The following is a 15,378-nucleotide window of genomic DNA, read 5'->3' on the forward strand; positions in this document are numbered from 1 at the left end:
CGCCACGGCTGCATCGTGACCAACGGCGACGACGGTCTGACCAGCCGCGAGGGCGTGTACGCCGGCGGTGACGCCGTGACCGGTGCAGCTACCGTTATTCTTGCTATGGGCGCTGGTAAGCATGCCGCCAAGGCCATTGACGAGTACATCAAGAGCAAGAACAAGTAAGCAATGCTTCACAAAAGGCGGTGCCGGAAATGGCACCGCCTTTTTTCAGATAAAAATATCCCTGTCTCTGCGCGTGAACGCAGAGACAGGGATATTTTGTCATGGTCAGGATTCCGCCGGGCGGCGTACCGCGTTATCCTGAAAGCGGAAGCTGCCGGGATAATGCCGGGATTGGGTATACTCAAACATGATGCCCTCGCTGTTATACACCTGGTTTGCCACCACTGCCAGGCAATTATATTCGCCCAGGTCCAGCCATTTTTTATCCTGCGGGGTGGCCAGTTCCACCGTGAAGGTTCGTTTGCTGGTGATAATGGACATGCCCAGCTCCTCTTCCAGATAGCGGTACAACGACCCCTCGGCAATCTCACGGGTGAGGCCGGGCATGCAGCTGCGCCGCAGGTAGCTGATGTTCAGAATGCGGGCCACGCCGTCCAGATCATGGATACGATGCAAGGCAAACAGCTCTTCCCCCACCGGAAAGCCGGTCTGGGCGGCGATGGCTTGGTCTGCCATGCAGGTGTCAAAGGCTACTACCCGGGTGGTGCTGGTCTGGCCGGTACGGCGGGCTGTTTCCCGGAAGGACTCGATCATGCCCATGGTATAGGAGGAATGCTCGATGGGCTGGAAGATGTTGCAGACGCCCCAGCCCTGCCGGGTCTGGACATAACCATCCCGCACCAGCTCCGAGATGGCCCGTCGCACCGTGTTTCGGGAGCAGTCAAACTCCCCGATCAGGGTATTTTCTGAGGGGAGCAGCTGGCCCACCGGATATTCCCCGGATTCAATTCGCTGCTTGAGCTGTGAATAGATCTGCAAAAACTTCTGGCGCGGCATAGTCTCCCTCACTTGTTTGAACATTTGAATCATAATATTATATCGCCCATTCCGGGCCCCGTCAAGCCGCTGCCATTCGACCTTCGATAAATCGTGTATCTGCCCAAAAACCCGGCCGAAGCTTCGGCCTTTTGCCTTATTTACTTGTTTAAACAAGTGTGTTATTCTGAACATGCAGAAAGAACGGGCACACAAACGCCCGGCAACACAAAAACTTTGAGGAGGAACGCACCATGGCGAATTATCAGGCCGATGTGAAAGCTCTTTTGCAGCACATCGGCGGCAAGGAAAACATTCGGGCGGTGTCCCACTGCATGACCCGGATGCGCTTTGTTCTGGTGGACCCGGCCAAGGCCGAAACCGACAAGATCGAAGCACTGCCCTCGGTGAAGGGCACCTTCACCCAGGCGGGCCAGTTCCAGGTCATCATCGGCAACGATGTGGCGGATTTCTACAACCAGTTCACCGCCTTTGCCGGCATCGAGGGCGTGAGCAAGGACGCGGTGAAGGCGGCGGCTACCAGCAACCAGTCGCTGGCCCAGCGCATCGTGGGCACCCTGGGCGAAATCTTCGCCCCCATCATTCCGGCGCTGATCTGCGGCGGCTTGATCCTGGGCTTCCGCAACATCATCGGCGAAATCAACTTCTTCGCGGACGGCACCCAGAGTCTGGCGGACATCTCTCAGTTCTGGTCCGGCGTTTACAACTTCCTGTGGCTGATCGGCGAAGCGGTGTTCCACATGCTGCCGGTGGGCATTGTCTGGTCCATCACCAAGAAAATGGGCACCACCCAGATTCTGGGCATCGTGCTGGGCCTTACCCTGGTTTCTCCCCAGCTGCTGAACGGCTTCTCGGTGGCCACCGCCACGGAGATCCCGGTCTGGGATTTCGGTTTTGCTCAGGTCTCCATGATCGGCTACCAGGGTCAGGTGATCTCGGCCATGCTTGCAGGCTTCGTGCTGGTGTATCTGGAGCGATTCTGGCAGAAGCACTGCCCGGAAGTGGTGCGCATGATCGTGGTTCCCTTCTGCTCTCTGGTTCCCGCCGTGGCCATCGCTCACACCATCGTGGGCCCCATCGGCTGGAAAATCGGTGACGCCATCGCCGCCGTGGTTTACATGGGCCTGACTTCTCAGGTCAAATGGCTGTTCGCCGCGGTCTTCGGCCTGATTTACGCGCCGATCGTTATGACCGGCCTGCACCACATGACCAACGCCATCGACTCCCAGCTGGTCAATCTGTATCAGGGCACCATCCTGTGGCCCATGATCGCCCTTTCCAACATTGCGCAGGGCTCCGCCGTGCTGGCCATGTCGGTGCTGCAGAAGAAGAACGAGCGGGCCCAGCAGGTAAACATTCCCGCCTGCATCTCCTGCTATCTGGGCGTGACCGAGCCTGCCCTGTTCGGCGTTAACCTGAAAAACGGCTTTCCGCTGGTATGCGGCATGATCGGTTCCTCGGTGGCTGCAGTGATCGCCACCAGCTTCCAGGTGGAGGCCTACTCCATCGGCGTGGGCGGTCTGCCGGGTATCCTGTCCATCAAGCCCCAATACTGGCTGGGCTTCCTGATTGCAATGGCTGCTGCCATCGTGATCCCCTTCGGTCTGACCATCGCCGTGGGCAGCCGCCGTCTCTCTGCCGCTGACCGGGGCCTTGCCACAGCTCCCGCCGCAGAAACCACTCCCGCTGCCGAGCCGGAAGCTGCCCCTCAGGAGGACCTGCTGGTGGCTCCCCTTTCCGGCAAGGTGATTCCCCTGAGCGAGATTCCTGACCAGGTCTTTTCCCAAGGCATTCTGGGCGAGGGCGTGGGCATCGACCCCACCGGCAACTTCGTGGTGGCTCCCGCCGACGCTACCGTTTCCTCTGTGATCGAAGACAGCAAGCACGCCTGCGGCCTGACCCTAGACAACGGCATGGAGATGCTGATCCACGTGGGCATGGACACTGTGGCCATGAAGGGTGACGGCTTCGAGCTGCACGTGAAGGTGGGCGACCGGGTGAAAACCGGCGACAAACTCATCTCCTTTGATCTGGAGAAAATCCGCGCCGCCGGGCATCCCACCATCACCGCTGTGGTGGTGCCGGAAACCGCCGGGCGTACCCTTTCCTTCGAGACCGGCATGGACGCACAGGCCGGCACCACCCCCATCATTCGCTTTGAGTGAGGCGTTTTTTATGCAGGATTTCAAGAAAAGTGTTGTGTATCAAATTTACCCCAAGTCCTTTCTGGACACCAACGGTGACGGCCTGGGCGAGCTGCGGGGCGTGACAAGCAAGCTGGATTACCTGAAGGAGCTGGGCGTGGATTACATCTGGCTGACCCCCTTCTTCGTTTCTCCCCAGAACGACAACGGCTATGACGTGGCGGACTACCGGACCATTGACCCCCGCTACGGCACTATGGAGGACTTTGAGGCGTTGGCCCGGCATGCCGAGCGCCGGGGCATCCGCCTGATGCTGGACATGGTGTTCAACCACACCTCCACCGAGCATATCTGGTTCCAGAAGGCTCTGGCCGGGGACCCGGTGTATCAGGATTATTACATCTTCCGCCCCGCCCGGCCAGACGGAAGCGCCCCCACCAACTGGCAGAGCAAGTTTGGCGGCAGCGCCTGGGAATACGCGCCCCAGGTGGGCAAGTATTACCTGCACCTGTTCGACAAGACCCAGGCGGACCTGAACTGGGAAAACCCCGCCGTGCGCCGTGAGGTACAGCAGATCGTCCGCTTCTGGATGGACAAGGGCGTGAAGGGCTTCCGCTTCGATGTGGTGAACCTGATCAGCAAGGGCGAATACGCCGACGACGAGCTGGGCGACGGCCGCCACTTCTACACCGACGGCCCCCGCATCCACGAATTTTTGCAGGAGCTGAACCGGGAGAGCTTCGGCCAGGACCCGGAGATCGTGACCGTGGGCGAGATGTCCTCCACCTCTATGGAGAACTGCTTCCGGTACGCCGGTGCGGACTGCGGCGAGCTTTCCATGGTGTTCTCCTTCCATCATCTGAAGGTGGACTTCATGGGCAACGAGAAATGGGTGATCGTTCCCGCGGACTTTGGCCGCCTGAAAGAGCTGCTCTTCTCCTGGCAGGAGGGCATGGCCGCTCACAACGCCTGGAATGCGGTGTTCTGGTGCAATCACGACCAGCCCCGTGTGGTTTCCCGCTTCGGCGACGAGGGCGAATACTGGAAGGAATCCGCCAAGATGCTGGCGGGTGTGATCCACGGCCTGCGGGGCACCCCCTATGTATACCAGGGCGAGGAGCTGGGCATGACCAACGCGGGCTTCACCCGGCTGGATCAGTACCGGGATGTGGAAAGCCTGAATCATTTCCAGATTCTTCGGGACAAGGGCCTTTCCGAGGAGAGCGTTTACAACATTCTGAAAATCCACTCCCGGGACAACAGCCGCACCCCCATGCAGTGGACCGCCGGGGAAAACGGCGGCTTCACCACCGGAACACCCTGGATCAGTGTGAACCCCAACACCAGCCGCATCAACGCCGCCAGCCAGGTGGAGGACCCGGATTCCATCTTTGCCTACTACAAGGCGCTGATCCGCTTGCGTAAGGAATACGATGTGTTTGCCTACGGCGATTTTGCCCCGGTGGACCAGAAGCACCCCTCGGTGCTGGCCTACCGGCGGGAATACAAGGGCCAGAGCCTGTTGTGCGTGAATAACTTCTACCGGGCTGCCTGCAACTGGCACTGCCCGGTGTCGCTGGAGGGCTACCGTGTGCTGCTGTCCAACTACGGCGACAGCACTCCCACCGCCGACTGGGAACTGCGTCCCTATGAATCGGTGCTGCTGATTCGGGAAGCCGACGGCAACTGAACAGAGGATTTTTGCCTCAAAAACAAAACCGGAGGACCCCTGCAACATGAACTGCACCCCATTTGTTATTCAGTATATCATACTGTCTAACAAATGAGGTGCAGTTCACAGGCGGTTCCTCCGGTTTTTTCTTTTATTTTTGTCTGCCCCCGTCTATTCATAGACTCAGAGCAATGTCCTGGATGAATTTTTTCACGACCTCCAGTTGACGGCCATGGCACTGCTGCAACAGCTCGCCGATCCTCATTCGCAGCTGTTCGTCATTTTCCTCTGCATAATTCAGCTGGATTACACTCTCAATGGGGATACCATAGACCTCACATACCTGCAACAGCTTTACAAGGCTGATGGCCTGTTCCCCACGTTCAATCAGGCCCCAATATTCACTGTTTTCTCCCAACGGCTCACAGAATTTTTCCCGTGTAAGGCCCTTCATTTCCCGAATCTTACGTAACCTCGCGGCCGCATCCCGTACCCTCGGGTCGATGTTCTTGTTCAATTGTTCGTCCTTCTTTAGCTCATTTTGAATCTTCTTTTGTATATTCTAACGGAAAACGCCCGGCCAATACAGTGATAGAAATATATGATAATCATTGATTTTTATATGTGTTATATGATACAATCGAAACAACAGATTTCCTTTCCCGTGAATTTTGAAAGACCTGTTTAATTCTGCAAAAGAGGATTTGAGCGCTATGAATCTTTCTCCCTGCGGCAATTCCCTTCCCACTGGCAAACGAGACCGCTTGTTGCGGCTGCTGCAGCTTCCACCGGCTCAGGCCGGTTTTTCCCTCTGTTATCAGCCCATCTGGCAGGCTTCTGCCCGGTGTTTTTCCCGCTGCGAGGCACTGCTCCGGCTGCATGATCCCCTTCTGGGAACAGTCTCACCGGAACACTTTATCCCCTTGGCGGAACAAACTGACCGCATTGCAGCGCTGGGGCAGTTTGCGCTGGAGGAGGGCTGCTGTTTGCTTGCCAAACTGGAGGAGCAGGCAATTCCACTCACCCTGCACATTAACCTTTCACCGCTTCAGCTGGATCGACCGAAGTTTCTTCGCATGCTGGAGCAGATTCTGCACCATACCGGTGTGCGGCCTGAGCGTCTGGAGCTGGAATTGACCGAAAGCGTGGCGGCTGCTTCCGTGGAACAGCTGGCCTGCCGCATGGAGCAGATCCGTGCACTGGGCGTCAGCTTCAGTCTGGATGATTTCGGCTCCAGTTATTCCAGCCTGCGTTATCTGGCCGTTCTTCCCTTTTCCACGATCAAGCTGGACAAAGCGTTTATCCATCCACTGCCCCATTCTCCCTCCTATACGTCACTGGTAAAGAATCTGATTCCTACGCTCCATGAGCTCGGTTTTACCGTGATAGGCGAAGGCGTGGAAAGCATGGCGCAATACAGTATGCTGGAACGTTTGGGCTGCGACTATATGCAGGGCTTTTTTCTGGCCAGACCCATGCCCAAAAACGAGCTTCATAATTTTCTTAAAGCTACGCACCCGCTTATCCTTTAGTCCCTAGTCTTTTCAAACAAAAGCGCCGGGCGCAGCCTTCCCAAAAGGGAGGCAGCGCCCGGCGCTTTTGTTTGTTGTATTTATTTTTGCTTACTTCAGCTCCACCACGGTCACGCCGGCCTCGCCTTCGCCGTACTGGCCAAGACGGAAGCTCTTCACGTTGCGGTGGCCCCGCAGATGGGCGTGGATGGCCTTGCGCAGTGCGCCGGTGCCCTTGCCGTGAATCAGGTACACCATGGTCTGGCCGTTCATCACCGCATGGTCGATGAACTGGTCGGTCTCCATCAGGGCCTCCTCCACGGTCATGCCCAGCAGGTTGATCTCCATGCTGGCCTTGCGCTGCACCCGCTGCACGGTGGTGCTGCGGGGCTGGGGCTTGGGTTTGCCGTTGTTCGCCGGCTTTTTCAGCTTGTCCGGCGCTTTCAGGTTGCACAGCGGCACCTTGGTTTTCAGGATGCCTGCACGTACCTCCACCAGACCGTTCCGGTCCGGCAAACTCATTACGGTGGCAGTCTGCTCGATGTCGGCGATGACCACCTCCTGGCCCACCTTCACCTGCTTGAGGGGCACGAACTCCTTGACCACGTTGTGCACCACATCGGTCTTACCGTACAGGCTCTCGGTCTCCTTGCGGGCGATCTCCCGGGCCCGGGCGGCGCGCTGGGCAGCGCTGGTCTTTTCGTCCTTTTGCAGCTTGCGCAGCTCATCGGTGAGCCGGTAGGCCTCGTCCTGCACCTGCTGGGCCATCTGCCGGGCCTTCAAACGGGCAGCCTCCAGCTCGGTCTCGCCCTGCTTGACCAGTGCGTCGTATTTCTTGCGGGCGGATTCCAGCTTGTGCTCGGCTTCCGTCTTGGCCTTTTCCACCTCATCCTGGCTGGCCTTCAATTGCAGCTTCAGGTCATCCAGCTGGGCCAGCACGCTGTCCAGCCGCTTGTCGTCGTTGGTCAGGTGTGTCTGGGCCCGCTGGATCACCCGGGGCGGCACGCCCAGCTTCTCGCTGATCAGGAAGGCGTTGGATTTGCCCGGCACGCCCACGCTCAGCTTGTAGGTGGGGCGCAGACTCTCCACGTCGAACTCACAGCTGGCGTTCATTACACCGGGGGTCTCCAGCGCGAAGACCTTCATCTCGGAGTAGTGGGTGGTGGCCATGATCAGGGCGCCCTGAATGCGCAGCTGCTCGATGATGCTCACCGCCAGCGCCGCGCCTTCGGCGGGGTCAGTACCCGCGCCCAGCTCGTCCAGCAGGACCAGAGTATTTTTGTAGGCATTGTCCAGAATGCCGGTGATCTTCTTCATGTGGCCCGAGAAGGTGGACAGGCTCTGCTCGATGCTCTGCTCGTCGCCGATGTCCACCAGATACTCGCTGAACACGCAGACGGTGCTCTGCTCGTGGGCCGGGATCAGCAGGCCGTGCTGGGCCATGGCGCACAGCAGGCCCGCGGTTTTCAGGGTAACGGTTTTACCGCCGGTGTTGGGACCGGTGATGACCAGGGTGTCGTACTCTTTGCCCAGAGCCACGTCCACCGGAACCACCTTGTCCTTGTCGATCAGGGGGTGACGGGCCTTTTTCAGGTCAAACCACATGCTGTCCGCTACCTGGGGCATGTAGGCCTGCTGCTCCAACGCCAGGCGGGCCTTGGCCAGCAGCACGTCGATGTTCAGCATGGCCTGATAGCTGAAGTTGAATACCGGCTCGATGGAGGCCACCTGATCGGTGAAGGCGGCCAGAATGCGCTCGATCTCGCTTTTCTCCTGGCTGCGCAGCTGCATGATCTTGGCGTTGGCCTCCACCACCGCTGTGGGCTCCACGAACACGGTGGAGCCGCTGGAGGATACGTCGTGGATGACGCCGCCCACCTCGCCCCGGTACTCGGCCTTGACCGGCACCACGAAGCGGCCGTTACGCAGCGAGACCACCGCGTCCTGCAAAAACTTATTGGTGGTGCTGTTTTTGATGATGGCATCCAGCTTGTCCCGGATGGAATTTTCCATTGCCCGGATCTTGCGCCGGATCTCAAACAAGGTGTTGCTGGCGGTGTCCGCCATTTCCTCCGGCGACAGAATTGCGCTGGAGATGTTCTTTTCCAGAGTGGGCTGGGGGGTCAGGGCATAGAACAGGTCATCCACCGGCAGCATGTCGTGCTCGGTGATGTGGTACCAGCTGACCAGGTTCTGGAAGTTGCGCAGTGCACCGGCCACCTCCAGCAGCTCCGCCATCGAGAGGATACCGCCCTTCAGCGCCCGGTTCACCACCTTGTCCACACCCTGTACCCCACCAAAGCGAGGGCTGCCGTTTTTCAGCAGCAGGGTGTTGATGGCATCGGTCTGGGAGAGGGCGTAGCGCACCTCTTCCACGGTCTCGAAGGCATCCTGCTCCAAAAGCAGGGTGCGGGCCTCCGGGCAGACCGCAAGCTGGGCTGCCCGATTCAAAATCTTTTCCAGCTCCAGCGTTTTCAGATAACTTTTTTCCATGGATCGCTCCTCATAACTATTTAAAAAAACAGGCGCACCGGTCAGCTGAGCATGGTATGCACAAAATCCAGGGTTTTCAGGGGCTTGTCCAGCACCTGCAGGGCATACCGCTCGGTGACCCGGCCCAGCGCCTCCATGCTCTTGGGCGGGATGGAAAAGCTGAAGATCTTTTTATCCTCCACCAGAGCGATGTGACGCAGCGCCAGCAGGGCGGCGGGGTCCAGGTTGGGCGTTTTATTCTGGCGTGCCGCGCAGTCGGCGCACAGCAGCAGCCCGGCCGACCCGTCAAAATAGAAGTCGCCGCCGTCGTATTTCTGGCAGCTGCGGCAGCACAGCAGATCCGGCATGAAGCCGGCCTCGCATACCGCGCGCAGCTCGAACACAGCCTTGATCTGAGGCAGGGGCTTTTTGCCCTCGCTGATCAGATACAGGCTGTTCAGGGTGAGGCGCAGCAGCGCCTCGGCCTCCCCGCCCACCGGCGAGAGGGTAAGCGCCAGCTCAGCCAGATACATGGCCAGCGCCATGGCCTCCACGCTTTCATGCAGGCCGAAGAACACCTTTTTCACCTGTGCGTCGTTGGCCAGATACATGTTCTTGCCCGCGAACAGGGTAAATTCCGAATAACAAAAAAGCCCGCAGGCGCTGAAGAGCTTGCTTTTCAGCCGCAGGCTGCCCTTGGCGGACACCGAAATGACCCCCAGCTCCGGTGTGAGCACCGTGAGGATTCGGTCCGCCTCGCCGATTTTTACCTCCCGCAGCACAAGGCCCGGTGTCACCAGCTGCATTCCCGCTGCCATGGCCGGTCAGTTGGTCTGCTTGAAGCCGAAGTCGTTGAGCAGGAAGTCGGAATCGCGCCAGTCATCCTTCACCTTGACCCAGCACTGCAGGTTCACCTTGGCGCCCAGGAAGTCCTCGCAGTCCAGGCGGGCCTGGCTGGCGATCTTTTTCAGCATCTGGCCGCCCTTGCCGATGACCATGCCCTTGTGGCTCTTGCGCTCGCAGTAGATGTTCACGTCGATGTCGATGATGTTTTTGTCCGGCCGCTCCTTGAAGCGCTCCACCGTGACGGCGATGCCGTGGGGGATCTCATCCCGCAGGTTCAACAGCATCTTTTCCCGCAGGATCTCGCTCACCAGCGCCTTTTCCGGCATATCGGTGTAGGCGTCATCCGGGAAGAAATGGGGGCCCTCCACCGCGTAGCGGGCCAGCACGTCGAACAGCTCCTCGCAGCCCTTGTCTTCCCGCACACTGGTGGACAGCACTTGATCGAACACGCCCAGCTCGCTCAGCTGGCGGCGGCGGATTTCCAGATCCGCCTCGTTCTTCAACGTATCGGTCTTGTTGATGACGGCCAGCGCGGGGCCGCCGTTGGACTTCAGCGCCTTGAGCATGGCCTGTTCGGCTTCGGTGAAGTCGCCGTAGGGCTCAAACAGCATCATGCTCACATCCACATCCGCCACCGAATCGCTGGCGGCCTTGCTCATCCGCTCGCCCAGCTTGGTGCGGGGGATGTGCACGCCGGGGGTATCCAGCAGCACATACTGCACCGGGCCGCGGGTCACGATGCCGGTGATGCGGGTACGGGTGGTCTGGGGCTTGGAGGTGACAATGGCCACCTTCTCGCCCACCAGCCGGTTGGTCAGGCTGGATTTGCCCACGTTGGGACGGCCCACCAGGGCCACGAATACAGAAGAAGTTTGCACGGTTCAGTTACCCTTTCTTTTTTGGTTGCAGCACAAAGCACACAGCGCAGGGCAGCGATACCGCCAACAGCGCCAGCGCCAGCGGATGGTCCGCCAGCCAGCCCGGAATGCCCGCCAGCACGGCGGGCTGCCAGAACAGCACAAGGCCCACTGCAGCAGCGGCCAGGCTGAACACCAGCACCGCTCCCGCCGCCATGTCCTTGGCAAGGCCCGCGGCGGCCCAGTGGGCGGCATCCGGCCGGTCCACGGCCCGTTCCACCGCACTGTTCGCAAGCTCCAGGCTCATCACACCGCCGATGCAGAGAAACAAAAGCGCATACTCCGCCCGGCTGAAGGAATAAAAGCGGCTGAACAGCAGCACGTACACCGCCGCGCACAGATGAAAGCGCAGGTTGCGCTCGGCGCGAAGGGCCGCCCATATCCCGCTGGCCGCGTAGCGAAAGCCCCGCAGAAAGCGGCGCAGCTCAGATTTCATCGGTGGTGTAGGAAACGGTGCGGGGCAGGCCCAGCTGAATCAGCACGGCCTCCTCCTTTTCCCGCATGCGCACCGCCTCCAGGCCGCCGGCCTCATGGTCGTAGCCCAGCAGATGCAGCATGGAATGAACGGTCAGGAAAGCCACCTCACGCTGCAGCGCGTGGCCGTAGAGCTCCGCCTGCTCCATGGCCTTTTCCATCGAGATCACGATGTCGCCCAGCAGGCTGGCGCCGGTGTCCTCGTTTTTGTCGTACACGCCGTTCTCGCCCAGGGGAAAGCTGAGCACGTCGGTGGGCATGTCCTTGCCCCGGTACTGGGCGTTCAGCTCCTTGATGGCTGCGTTGTCCACAAAGGTGACGCTGATCTCGGCAGGACCTTCAAATTTTTCATATTCCAGCACCGCGTTGCAGCTGCGGCGGATCAGGATACGCAGCCCGGAAGGGATCTTTACGGCTTTTTGATGGTTGGTGATGTAAACTTTGTTCGACATAGCTTCTCTCCTCGCTGTTCTATGGGGTACGATCACCCATTCCTGCGGGACCGCGCGGCGGCGGCCCGGTCATATGCTTTTACGATCTGCTGCACCAAACGATGGCGGACCACATCTTTTTCGCTGAAATATACCCGGCCGATGCCCTCCACGTTTTTCAACACGCTCAGCGCATCCACCAGACCGCTGCGGGCCTTGTCCGGCAGGTCAATCTGGGTCACGTCGCCGGTGACCACCACCTTGCTGCCCACGCCCATGCGGGTGAGGAACATCTTCATCTGCTCAGGGCTGGTGTTCTGGGCCTCATCCAGAATGATGAAGGCATCGTCCAGCGTACGGCCGCGCATGTAGGCCAGCGGGGCCACCTCGATGCTCTGCTTTTCCTGCAGCTTCTGGAAGGTCTCGGGGCCCAGCATGTCATACAAGCCATCGTACAGCGGGCGCAGGTAGGGGTCCACCTTGTTCTGCAGGTCGCCGGGCAGAAAGCCCAGCTTCTCGCCCGCTTCCACCGCCGGGCGGGTGAGAATGATGCGGGTGACCTCCTTGCTCTTGAAGGCCTTCACCGCCATGGCCACCGCCAGGTAGGTCTTGCCGGTACCGGCAGGCCCCACGCCGAAGGTAATGGCGTTTTTGCGGATGGAATTCAGGTATTCCTTCTGGCCCAGGGTCTTGGGGCGCACCGGACGGCCCTTGGCCGTGATGGCCACAAAGTCCTCGGTGAGCTCCTGCACCCGGCTCTCCTCCCCTGCACCGGCCAGGCTGATGCAGTAGCGCACCGTCTGCTCCTCCAGGGGGGTATGATTTTCCAGCAGCGTGAGCATCGCGTCCACCGCACGGCCTGCGGCGGCCACGCCCTCCGGCTCGCCGGTGAACTTGATCTGGGTGCCGCGGCACACCGCGGTGATCCCGAATTCGCCCTCCAGCAAACGGATGTTTTCGTCGCAGCTGCCAAAGATGGCAAGCGCTGTGTCCACACTGTTCAGTTCAATCAGTTTTTCGGCCATTGTACACCTGCTCTTTTGTTTGTTTTTTGCTGTATTTTTGCCCAAATTCTGCGATTTAACAGATTTGTGCATAGTATTTCATCAGTAATTATATCACAAAATTTTTGCAATGGAACTGTTAAAAACCAACAAAATTTTTCGTATGTCCTTTCACATCTGCTCTGCCGCCGCGATGTTGGCCTCCACCTGCAAAATCACCGTGACCGTAACGCTGTTTTCATCGGCCGAAACCTCCTCGGTCTGGCGCAGGATGCGTGCGTCCGGGAAGTCCCGGAACAGCTGGCGCAGGCAGGCAAGGCGGGCTTTGTCCCGGGCCTGGTCCTCGCTCAGCCGCACCGTCTCGCTCTGCTGCTCCATCACCAGCTGCTCCTCCACCGTAACCGGCAGCGCAAAGCCCAATAGGGTGAGCGGCCGGTGGGTGGTGATGCAGCGGTCCAGCTCACCGGCCTGCCGGGCGGGCAGAACGAGGCTTTGATCCGCCGCCCGCAGACTGAAGCAGCTCCACACCCGGCCGGTGGGCAGCCGGCTCTGGTATTCCATCGGCTGGGTGCACTGGTAGCTGCGGGCAAAGCGGGCCTGCACCGTTCCCTTGGCATGCACCGGAATCAGAACGCCGTCATAATCCTTTTTCCCTGCGGTGACCAGCACCTCCCCCTCTGCCACCGTCTGGCCCGGCTGCTTTGCCGCAAAGCCCTCCTGCACATTCATTTCCAGAATCAGCCCGTCGGTAAGAGCGGTCAGATTGGTATAGGCATTATCCTCCACCGCGGGCTGGGGCTGGGCAGCGGCGGCCTCCACCACCAGCCGCCCGCCGGAAAAGTTCAGCGAGACCCAGGCCAGGCCGTCGTTCTGGTTCAGCAGCTGTTTTTCCGCCTGGCGCAGCCGGGTCTGGTTTAAAAAGGCCCCCTCGTAAATATCCATGGAGTAGAGCGCCTGCCAGATGCCGGAGCGCTGTGCCGGGGTGAGCGCCGTATCGTAACGGATGGACCAGACCATCTGCTGCATCAGCACAAATACCGCCGCAAAGGCCAGCGGCCCCAGCAAAAGCCCCCAGCGGCCCTGGTAGCGCCGCAGCCGGAACCATAGCCCCTGACGGCGCCTGACCCGAAGCCGGGTGCGGCAGGGACGCGCCTGCGCCGCAGCCTGTTTATAATAGCGGGCAGGCATCACACCACACACTCCACCCGGCACCGGCCGCAGCCGGGACAGCGGAATGCCCGCCTGTGCACACCGGCTCACAAAACGCTCGTAGCGCCCTCCCAGCGCCACAAACCGCACCCGGGCAAACAGCCCGCTCCACAGCTTTGCCATCTCATTGCCCCTCCTTGTAGGAAAATTCCGTGCGCAGCACCCAGCCCCGCAACAGCAGCTGGCCCCGGCTGGCGGCGCAGAGCTCCAGCCCGTCGCCATACAGGGTCACCTCCCAGCGGCCCATGTCCAGCCGGATCTGGCTGCTGTCGTACAGCAGGATCTCCCGGCAGTTCTCCACCTGCACCTGTCCGTAGCAGTTGATGTGCAGCATCGGCTGCGCGTAAAAATCCGCCGCCGGCTGACGGAACAGATCCCGCAGAATCCGGCCCGCCGGTTCTTTTATCTGTTTTGGTTTGCGCTTCACCGCAGCCCGCCCCCTTTTCAGCCCGTTACACGCATATATACGACGAGGGAGGAACATGTTATGAAGAAATTTGACGGCAAGGGCCTTGCCCTGGGTGCGGCGGCATTGGGCATTCTCTGCCTGCTGGCCTGCCTGCCGGGCCCCAGCGCACAGGGCGTGCTGGAGGGGCTGAAAAGCTGCGCCTTTCAGGTGATTCCGGCTCTGTTTCCCTTTTTTGTGGTCACCGGTCTGATTCTGGAAAGCCCCCTGGCCGAATGGCTGGGCCTTGCCCTCTGCCCGGTGACCCGGCTGGGCCTGGGCATCCGGCAACGGCGGGCCGCCACGGTTCTGCTGCTGTGCTGGCTGGGCGGCTTTGCGGTGGCCGCGTCAGCCATTTCCCGGGCCTTTCGTCAGGGCGTGCTGGACCGCAGACAGGCCATGCTGCTGCTGGTGGGCGGAGTGGGCTCCGGCCCGGCTTTTGTGGTGAACACCGTGGGGCTTCTGATGCTGGACAGCGCCCCGCTGGGGATCTGCCTGCTGGGGGCCATGTTGGCAGCCAACGCGTGCACCGCACTGGTGTTCCGGCTCGTGCTGGCGCTGTTTCCCGGAAAGGCTTCGTCCGCACCGGTCGGCGCAAGTGAACCTGCGGCCGGGGAAGCCGCCGGGCTGGTGGGGGCGATTCAAAGCGCGGTGCATTCCATGCTGGTCGTGTGTGGCTTTGTGGTGTTTTTCCGTTTTCTGTGCGAAGCCGCCGCACAGGCCCTTTCGCTGGATGCGGCGGGCTTTTATGCCCTCTGCGCCGGGCTGGAGGTGACCAGCGGCTGTGCGGCAGGGGCAGCGCTGTCCAGCTGTGCTGCCATGGCCTGCTGCGCCGCACTGAGCGTGCAGAGCCTTTCGGTGTTTTTGCAGGTGCGGGCGCTGCTCTGCCCGGAGCTGCCCCTCTGGCCGCTTGCCGCGGCACGCCCGCTGCACCTGGGACTTTCGCTTTGCTTTTTCCGGCTGTTTCTTCACTGGCTTCCCGGTGCTGCTGATGTGATCAGCACCCTTGCCCCCCGGGTGATCTGCCGCACCCGCACCGCGCCGGACGCCGCACTGGTACTGTTTGCCTTCTGCTGCCTGGTACTGTTCCGGCTGGAACGGGGCAGCCGCCGAATACGACAGGGAGCGGGGCAACGAAACCGCCGGGACTGATCCGATTCTATTCGAAACTGAGAGCGAGAAAAAAGCCTCCCCCGACCGCATAAGGGTCGAGGGAGGCTTTCTGCGGCGCAGCGGCTGCGGACATCT

Annotated in this window: 15 protein-coding genes and 1 pseudogene; 5 read left to right on the forward strand and 11 right to left on the reverse strand. The window is 60.3% G+C overall.

Features of this window, described 5'->3' with window-relative positions:
• Nucleotides 1-168, forward strand: a pseudogene (locus B5F28_RS15180) (dihydropyrimidine dehydrogenase); the annotation flags it as partial.
• A 105-nt stretch (nt 169-273) separates the two neighbouring features.
• Here B5F28_RS15180 and B5F28_RS12115 read toward each other — a convergent pair.
• Nucleotides 274-1,005, reverse strand: coding sequence for a UTRA domain-containing protein (locus tag B5F28_RS12115; RefSeq protein WP_087296141.1), 732 nt, complete (start codon nt 1,003-1,005; stop codon nt 274-276).
• 233 nt (nt 1,006-1,238) lie between these two features.
• On the opposite strand from B5F28_RS12115, the gene treP reads away from it, so the two are divergent.
• Complete coding sequence (treP, locus tag B5F28_RS12120; RefSeq protein WP_087296142.1) at nt 1,239-3,170, forward strand: PTS system trehalose-specific EIIBC component; 1,932 nt, start codon at nt 1,239-1,241, stop codon at nt 3,168-3,170.
• 10 nt (nt 3,171-3,180) lie between these two features.
• Nucleotides 3,181-4,839: an alpha,alpha-phosphotrehalase gene (gene treC, locus B5F28_RS12125; protein WP_087296143.1), complete on the forward strand. Its 1,659-nt coding sequence runs from the start codon at nt 3,181-3,183 to the stop codon at nt 4,837-4,839.
• A gap of 157 nt (nt 4,840-4,996) precedes the next feature.
• Here the strand turns inward: treC and B5F28_RS12130 are convergent, their stop codons facing one another.
• Both B5F28_RS12130 and B5F28_RS15185 read right to left on the reverse strand, forming a co-directional pair.
• Nucleotides 4,997-5,338: a helix-turn-helix domain-containing protein gene (locus B5F28_RS12130; protein WP_058966348.1), complete on the reverse strand. Its 342-nt coding sequence runs from the start codon at nt 5,336-5,338 to the stop codon at nt 4,997-4,999.
• A gap of 91 nt (nt 5,339-5,429) precedes the next feature.
• A complete protein-coding gene (locus B5F28_RS15185) occupies nt 5,430-5,702 on the reverse strand; it encodes a hypothetical protein (RefSeq protein ID WP_242962346.1) in 273 nt (90 codons plus the stop codon).
• On the opposite strand from B5F28_RS15185, the gene B5F28_RS12135 reads away from it, so the two are divergent.
• Entirely contained in the window at nt 5,589-6,353 is a 765-nt protein-coding gene (locus tag B5F28_RS12135; protein ID WP_247643485.1) for an EAL domain-containing protein, read from the forward strand. The two genes, B5F28_RS15185 and B5F28_RS12135, sit on opposite strands and share 114 nt — an antisense overlap.
• A gap of 90 nt (nt 6,354-6,443) precedes the next feature.
• On the opposite strand, the gene B5F28_RS12140 is transcribed toward B5F28_RS12135, so the two are convergent.
• From B5F28_RS12140 to B5F28_RS12175, 8 genes are all read right to left on the reverse strand, one after another.
• Nucleotides 6,444-8,825 carry an endonuclease MutS2 gene (locus B5F28_RS12140; RefSeq protein ID WP_087296145.1) on the reverse strand — a complete coding sequence of 794 codons (2,382 nt, stop codon included), beginning with the start codon at nt 8,823-8,825 and terminating at the stop codon, nt 6,444-6,446.
• A gap of 41 nt (nt 8,826-8,866) precedes the next feature.
• A complete protein-coding gene (gene recO / locus B5F28_RS12145) occupies nt 8,867-9,622 on the reverse strand; it encodes a DNA repair protein RecO (RefSeq protein ID WP_242956205.1) in 756 nt (251 codons plus the stop codon).
• 6 nt (nt 9,623-9,628) lie between these two features.
• Nucleotides 9,629-10,528, reverse strand: coding sequence for a GTPase Era (gene era, locus B5F28_RS12150; RefSeq protein WP_247643484.1), 900 nt, complete (start codon nt 10,526-10,528; stop codon nt 9,629-9,631).
• A gap of 7 nt (nt 10,529-10,535) precedes the next feature.
• Nucleotides 10,536-11,003 (reverse strand): diacylglycerol kinase family protein, encoded by a 468-nt coding sequence (locus B5F28_RS12155; protein ID WP_087296147.1) that lies wholly within the window; start codon nt 11,001-11,003, stop codon nt 10,536-10,538.
• The gene (ybeY, locus tag B5F28_RS12160; RefSeq protein ID WP_087181019.1) at nt 10,993-11,493 is read right to left on the reverse strand and encodes an rRNA maturation RNase YbeY; all 501 of its coding nucleotides are present in this window, start codon (nt 11,491-11,493) and stop codon (nt 10,993-10,995) included. Before ybeY ends, B5F28_RS12155 begins: the two co-directional genes overlap by 11 nt.
• 32 nt (nt 11,494-11,525) lie before the next feature.
• Nucleotides 11,526-12,497: a PhoH family protein gene (locus B5F28_RS12165; protein WP_058966360.1), complete on the reverse strand. Its 972-nt coding sequence runs from the start codon at nt 12,495-12,497 to the stop codon at nt 11,526-11,528.
• A gap of 150 nt (nt 12,498-12,647) precedes the next feature.
• A complete protein-coding gene (locus tag B5F28_RS12170; RefSeq protein ID WP_158097597.1) occupies nt 12,648-13,808 on the reverse strand; it encodes a sporulation protein YqfD in 1,161 nt (386 codons plus the stop codon).
• A 1-nt stretch (nt 13,809) separates the two neighbouring features.
• Entirely contained in the window at nt 13,810-14,112 is a 303-nt protein-coding gene (locus B5F28_RS12175; protein WP_158097598.1) for a YabP/YqfC family sporulation protein, read from the reverse strand.
• A gap of 60 nt (nt 14,113-14,172) precedes the next feature.
• Between B5F28_RS12175 and B5F28_RS12180 the strand changes: the two genes are divergently transcribed.
• Nucleotides 14,173-15,282 (forward strand): hypothetical protein, encoded by a 1,110-nt coding sequence (locus B5F28_RS12180; protein ID WP_087296150.1) that lies wholly within the window; start codon nt 14,173-14,175, stop codon nt 15,280-15,282.
• The last annotated feature ends 96 nt before the right edge of the window (nt 15,283-15,378 follow it).

It is taken from the genome of Gemmiger sp. An194 (genome assembly GCF_002160145.1).
GTDB lineage: Bacteria > Bacillota > Clostridia > Oscillospirales > Ruminococcaceae > Allofournierella.

What these genes read in the sequence shown, in the direction of transcription:
- treC (WP_087296143.1), top strand. Translation starts at nt 3,181, where the DNA reads ATGCAGGATTTCAAGAAAAGTGTTGTGTATCAAATTTACCCCAAGTCC.
- B5F28_RS12115 (WP_087296141.1), bottom strand. Translation starts at nt 1,005, where the DNA reads ATGCCGCGCCAGAAGTTTTTGCAGATCTATTCACAGCTCAAGCAGCGA.
- B5F28_RS15185 (WP_242962346.1), bottom strand. Translation starts at nt 5,702, where the DNA reads ATGCAGCCGGAGCAGTGCCTCGCAGCGGGAAAAACACCGGGCAGAAGC.
- B5F28_RS12170 (WP_158097597.1), bottom strand. Translation starts at nt 13,808, where the DNA reads ATGGCAAAGCTGTGGAGCGGGCTGTTTGCCCGGGTGCGGTTTGTGGCG.
- B5F28_RS12140 (WP_087296145.1), bottom strand. Translation starts at nt 8,825, where the DNA reads ATGGAAAAAAGTTATCTGAAAACGCTGGAGCTGGAAAAGATTTTGAAT.
- B5F28_RS12165 (WP_058966360.1), bottom strand. Translation starts at nt 12,497, where the DNA reads ATGGCCGAAAAACTGATTGAACTGAACAGTGTGGACACAGCGCTTGCC.
- recO (WP_242956205.1), bottom strand. Translation starts at nt 9,622, where the DNA reads ATGGCAGCGGGAATGCAGCTGGTGACACCGGGCCTTGTGCTGCGGGAG.
- ybeY (WP_087181019.1), bottom strand. Translation starts at nt 11,493, where the DNA reads ATGTCGAACAAAGTTTACATCACCAACCATCAAAAAGCCGTAAAGATC.
- treP (WP_087296142.1), top strand. Translation starts at nt 1,239, where the DNA reads ATGGCGAATTATCAGGCCGATGTGAAAGCTCTTTTGCAGCACATCGGC.
- B5F28_RS12180 (WP_087296150.1), top strand. Translation starts at nt 14,173, where the DNA reads ATGAAGAAATTTGACGGCAAGGGCCTTGCCCTGGGTGCGGCGGCATTG.
- B5F28_RS12155 (WP_087296147.1), bottom strand. Translation starts at nt 11,003, where the DNA reads ATGAAATCTGAGCTGCGCCGCTTTCTGCGGGGCTTTCGCTACGCGGCC.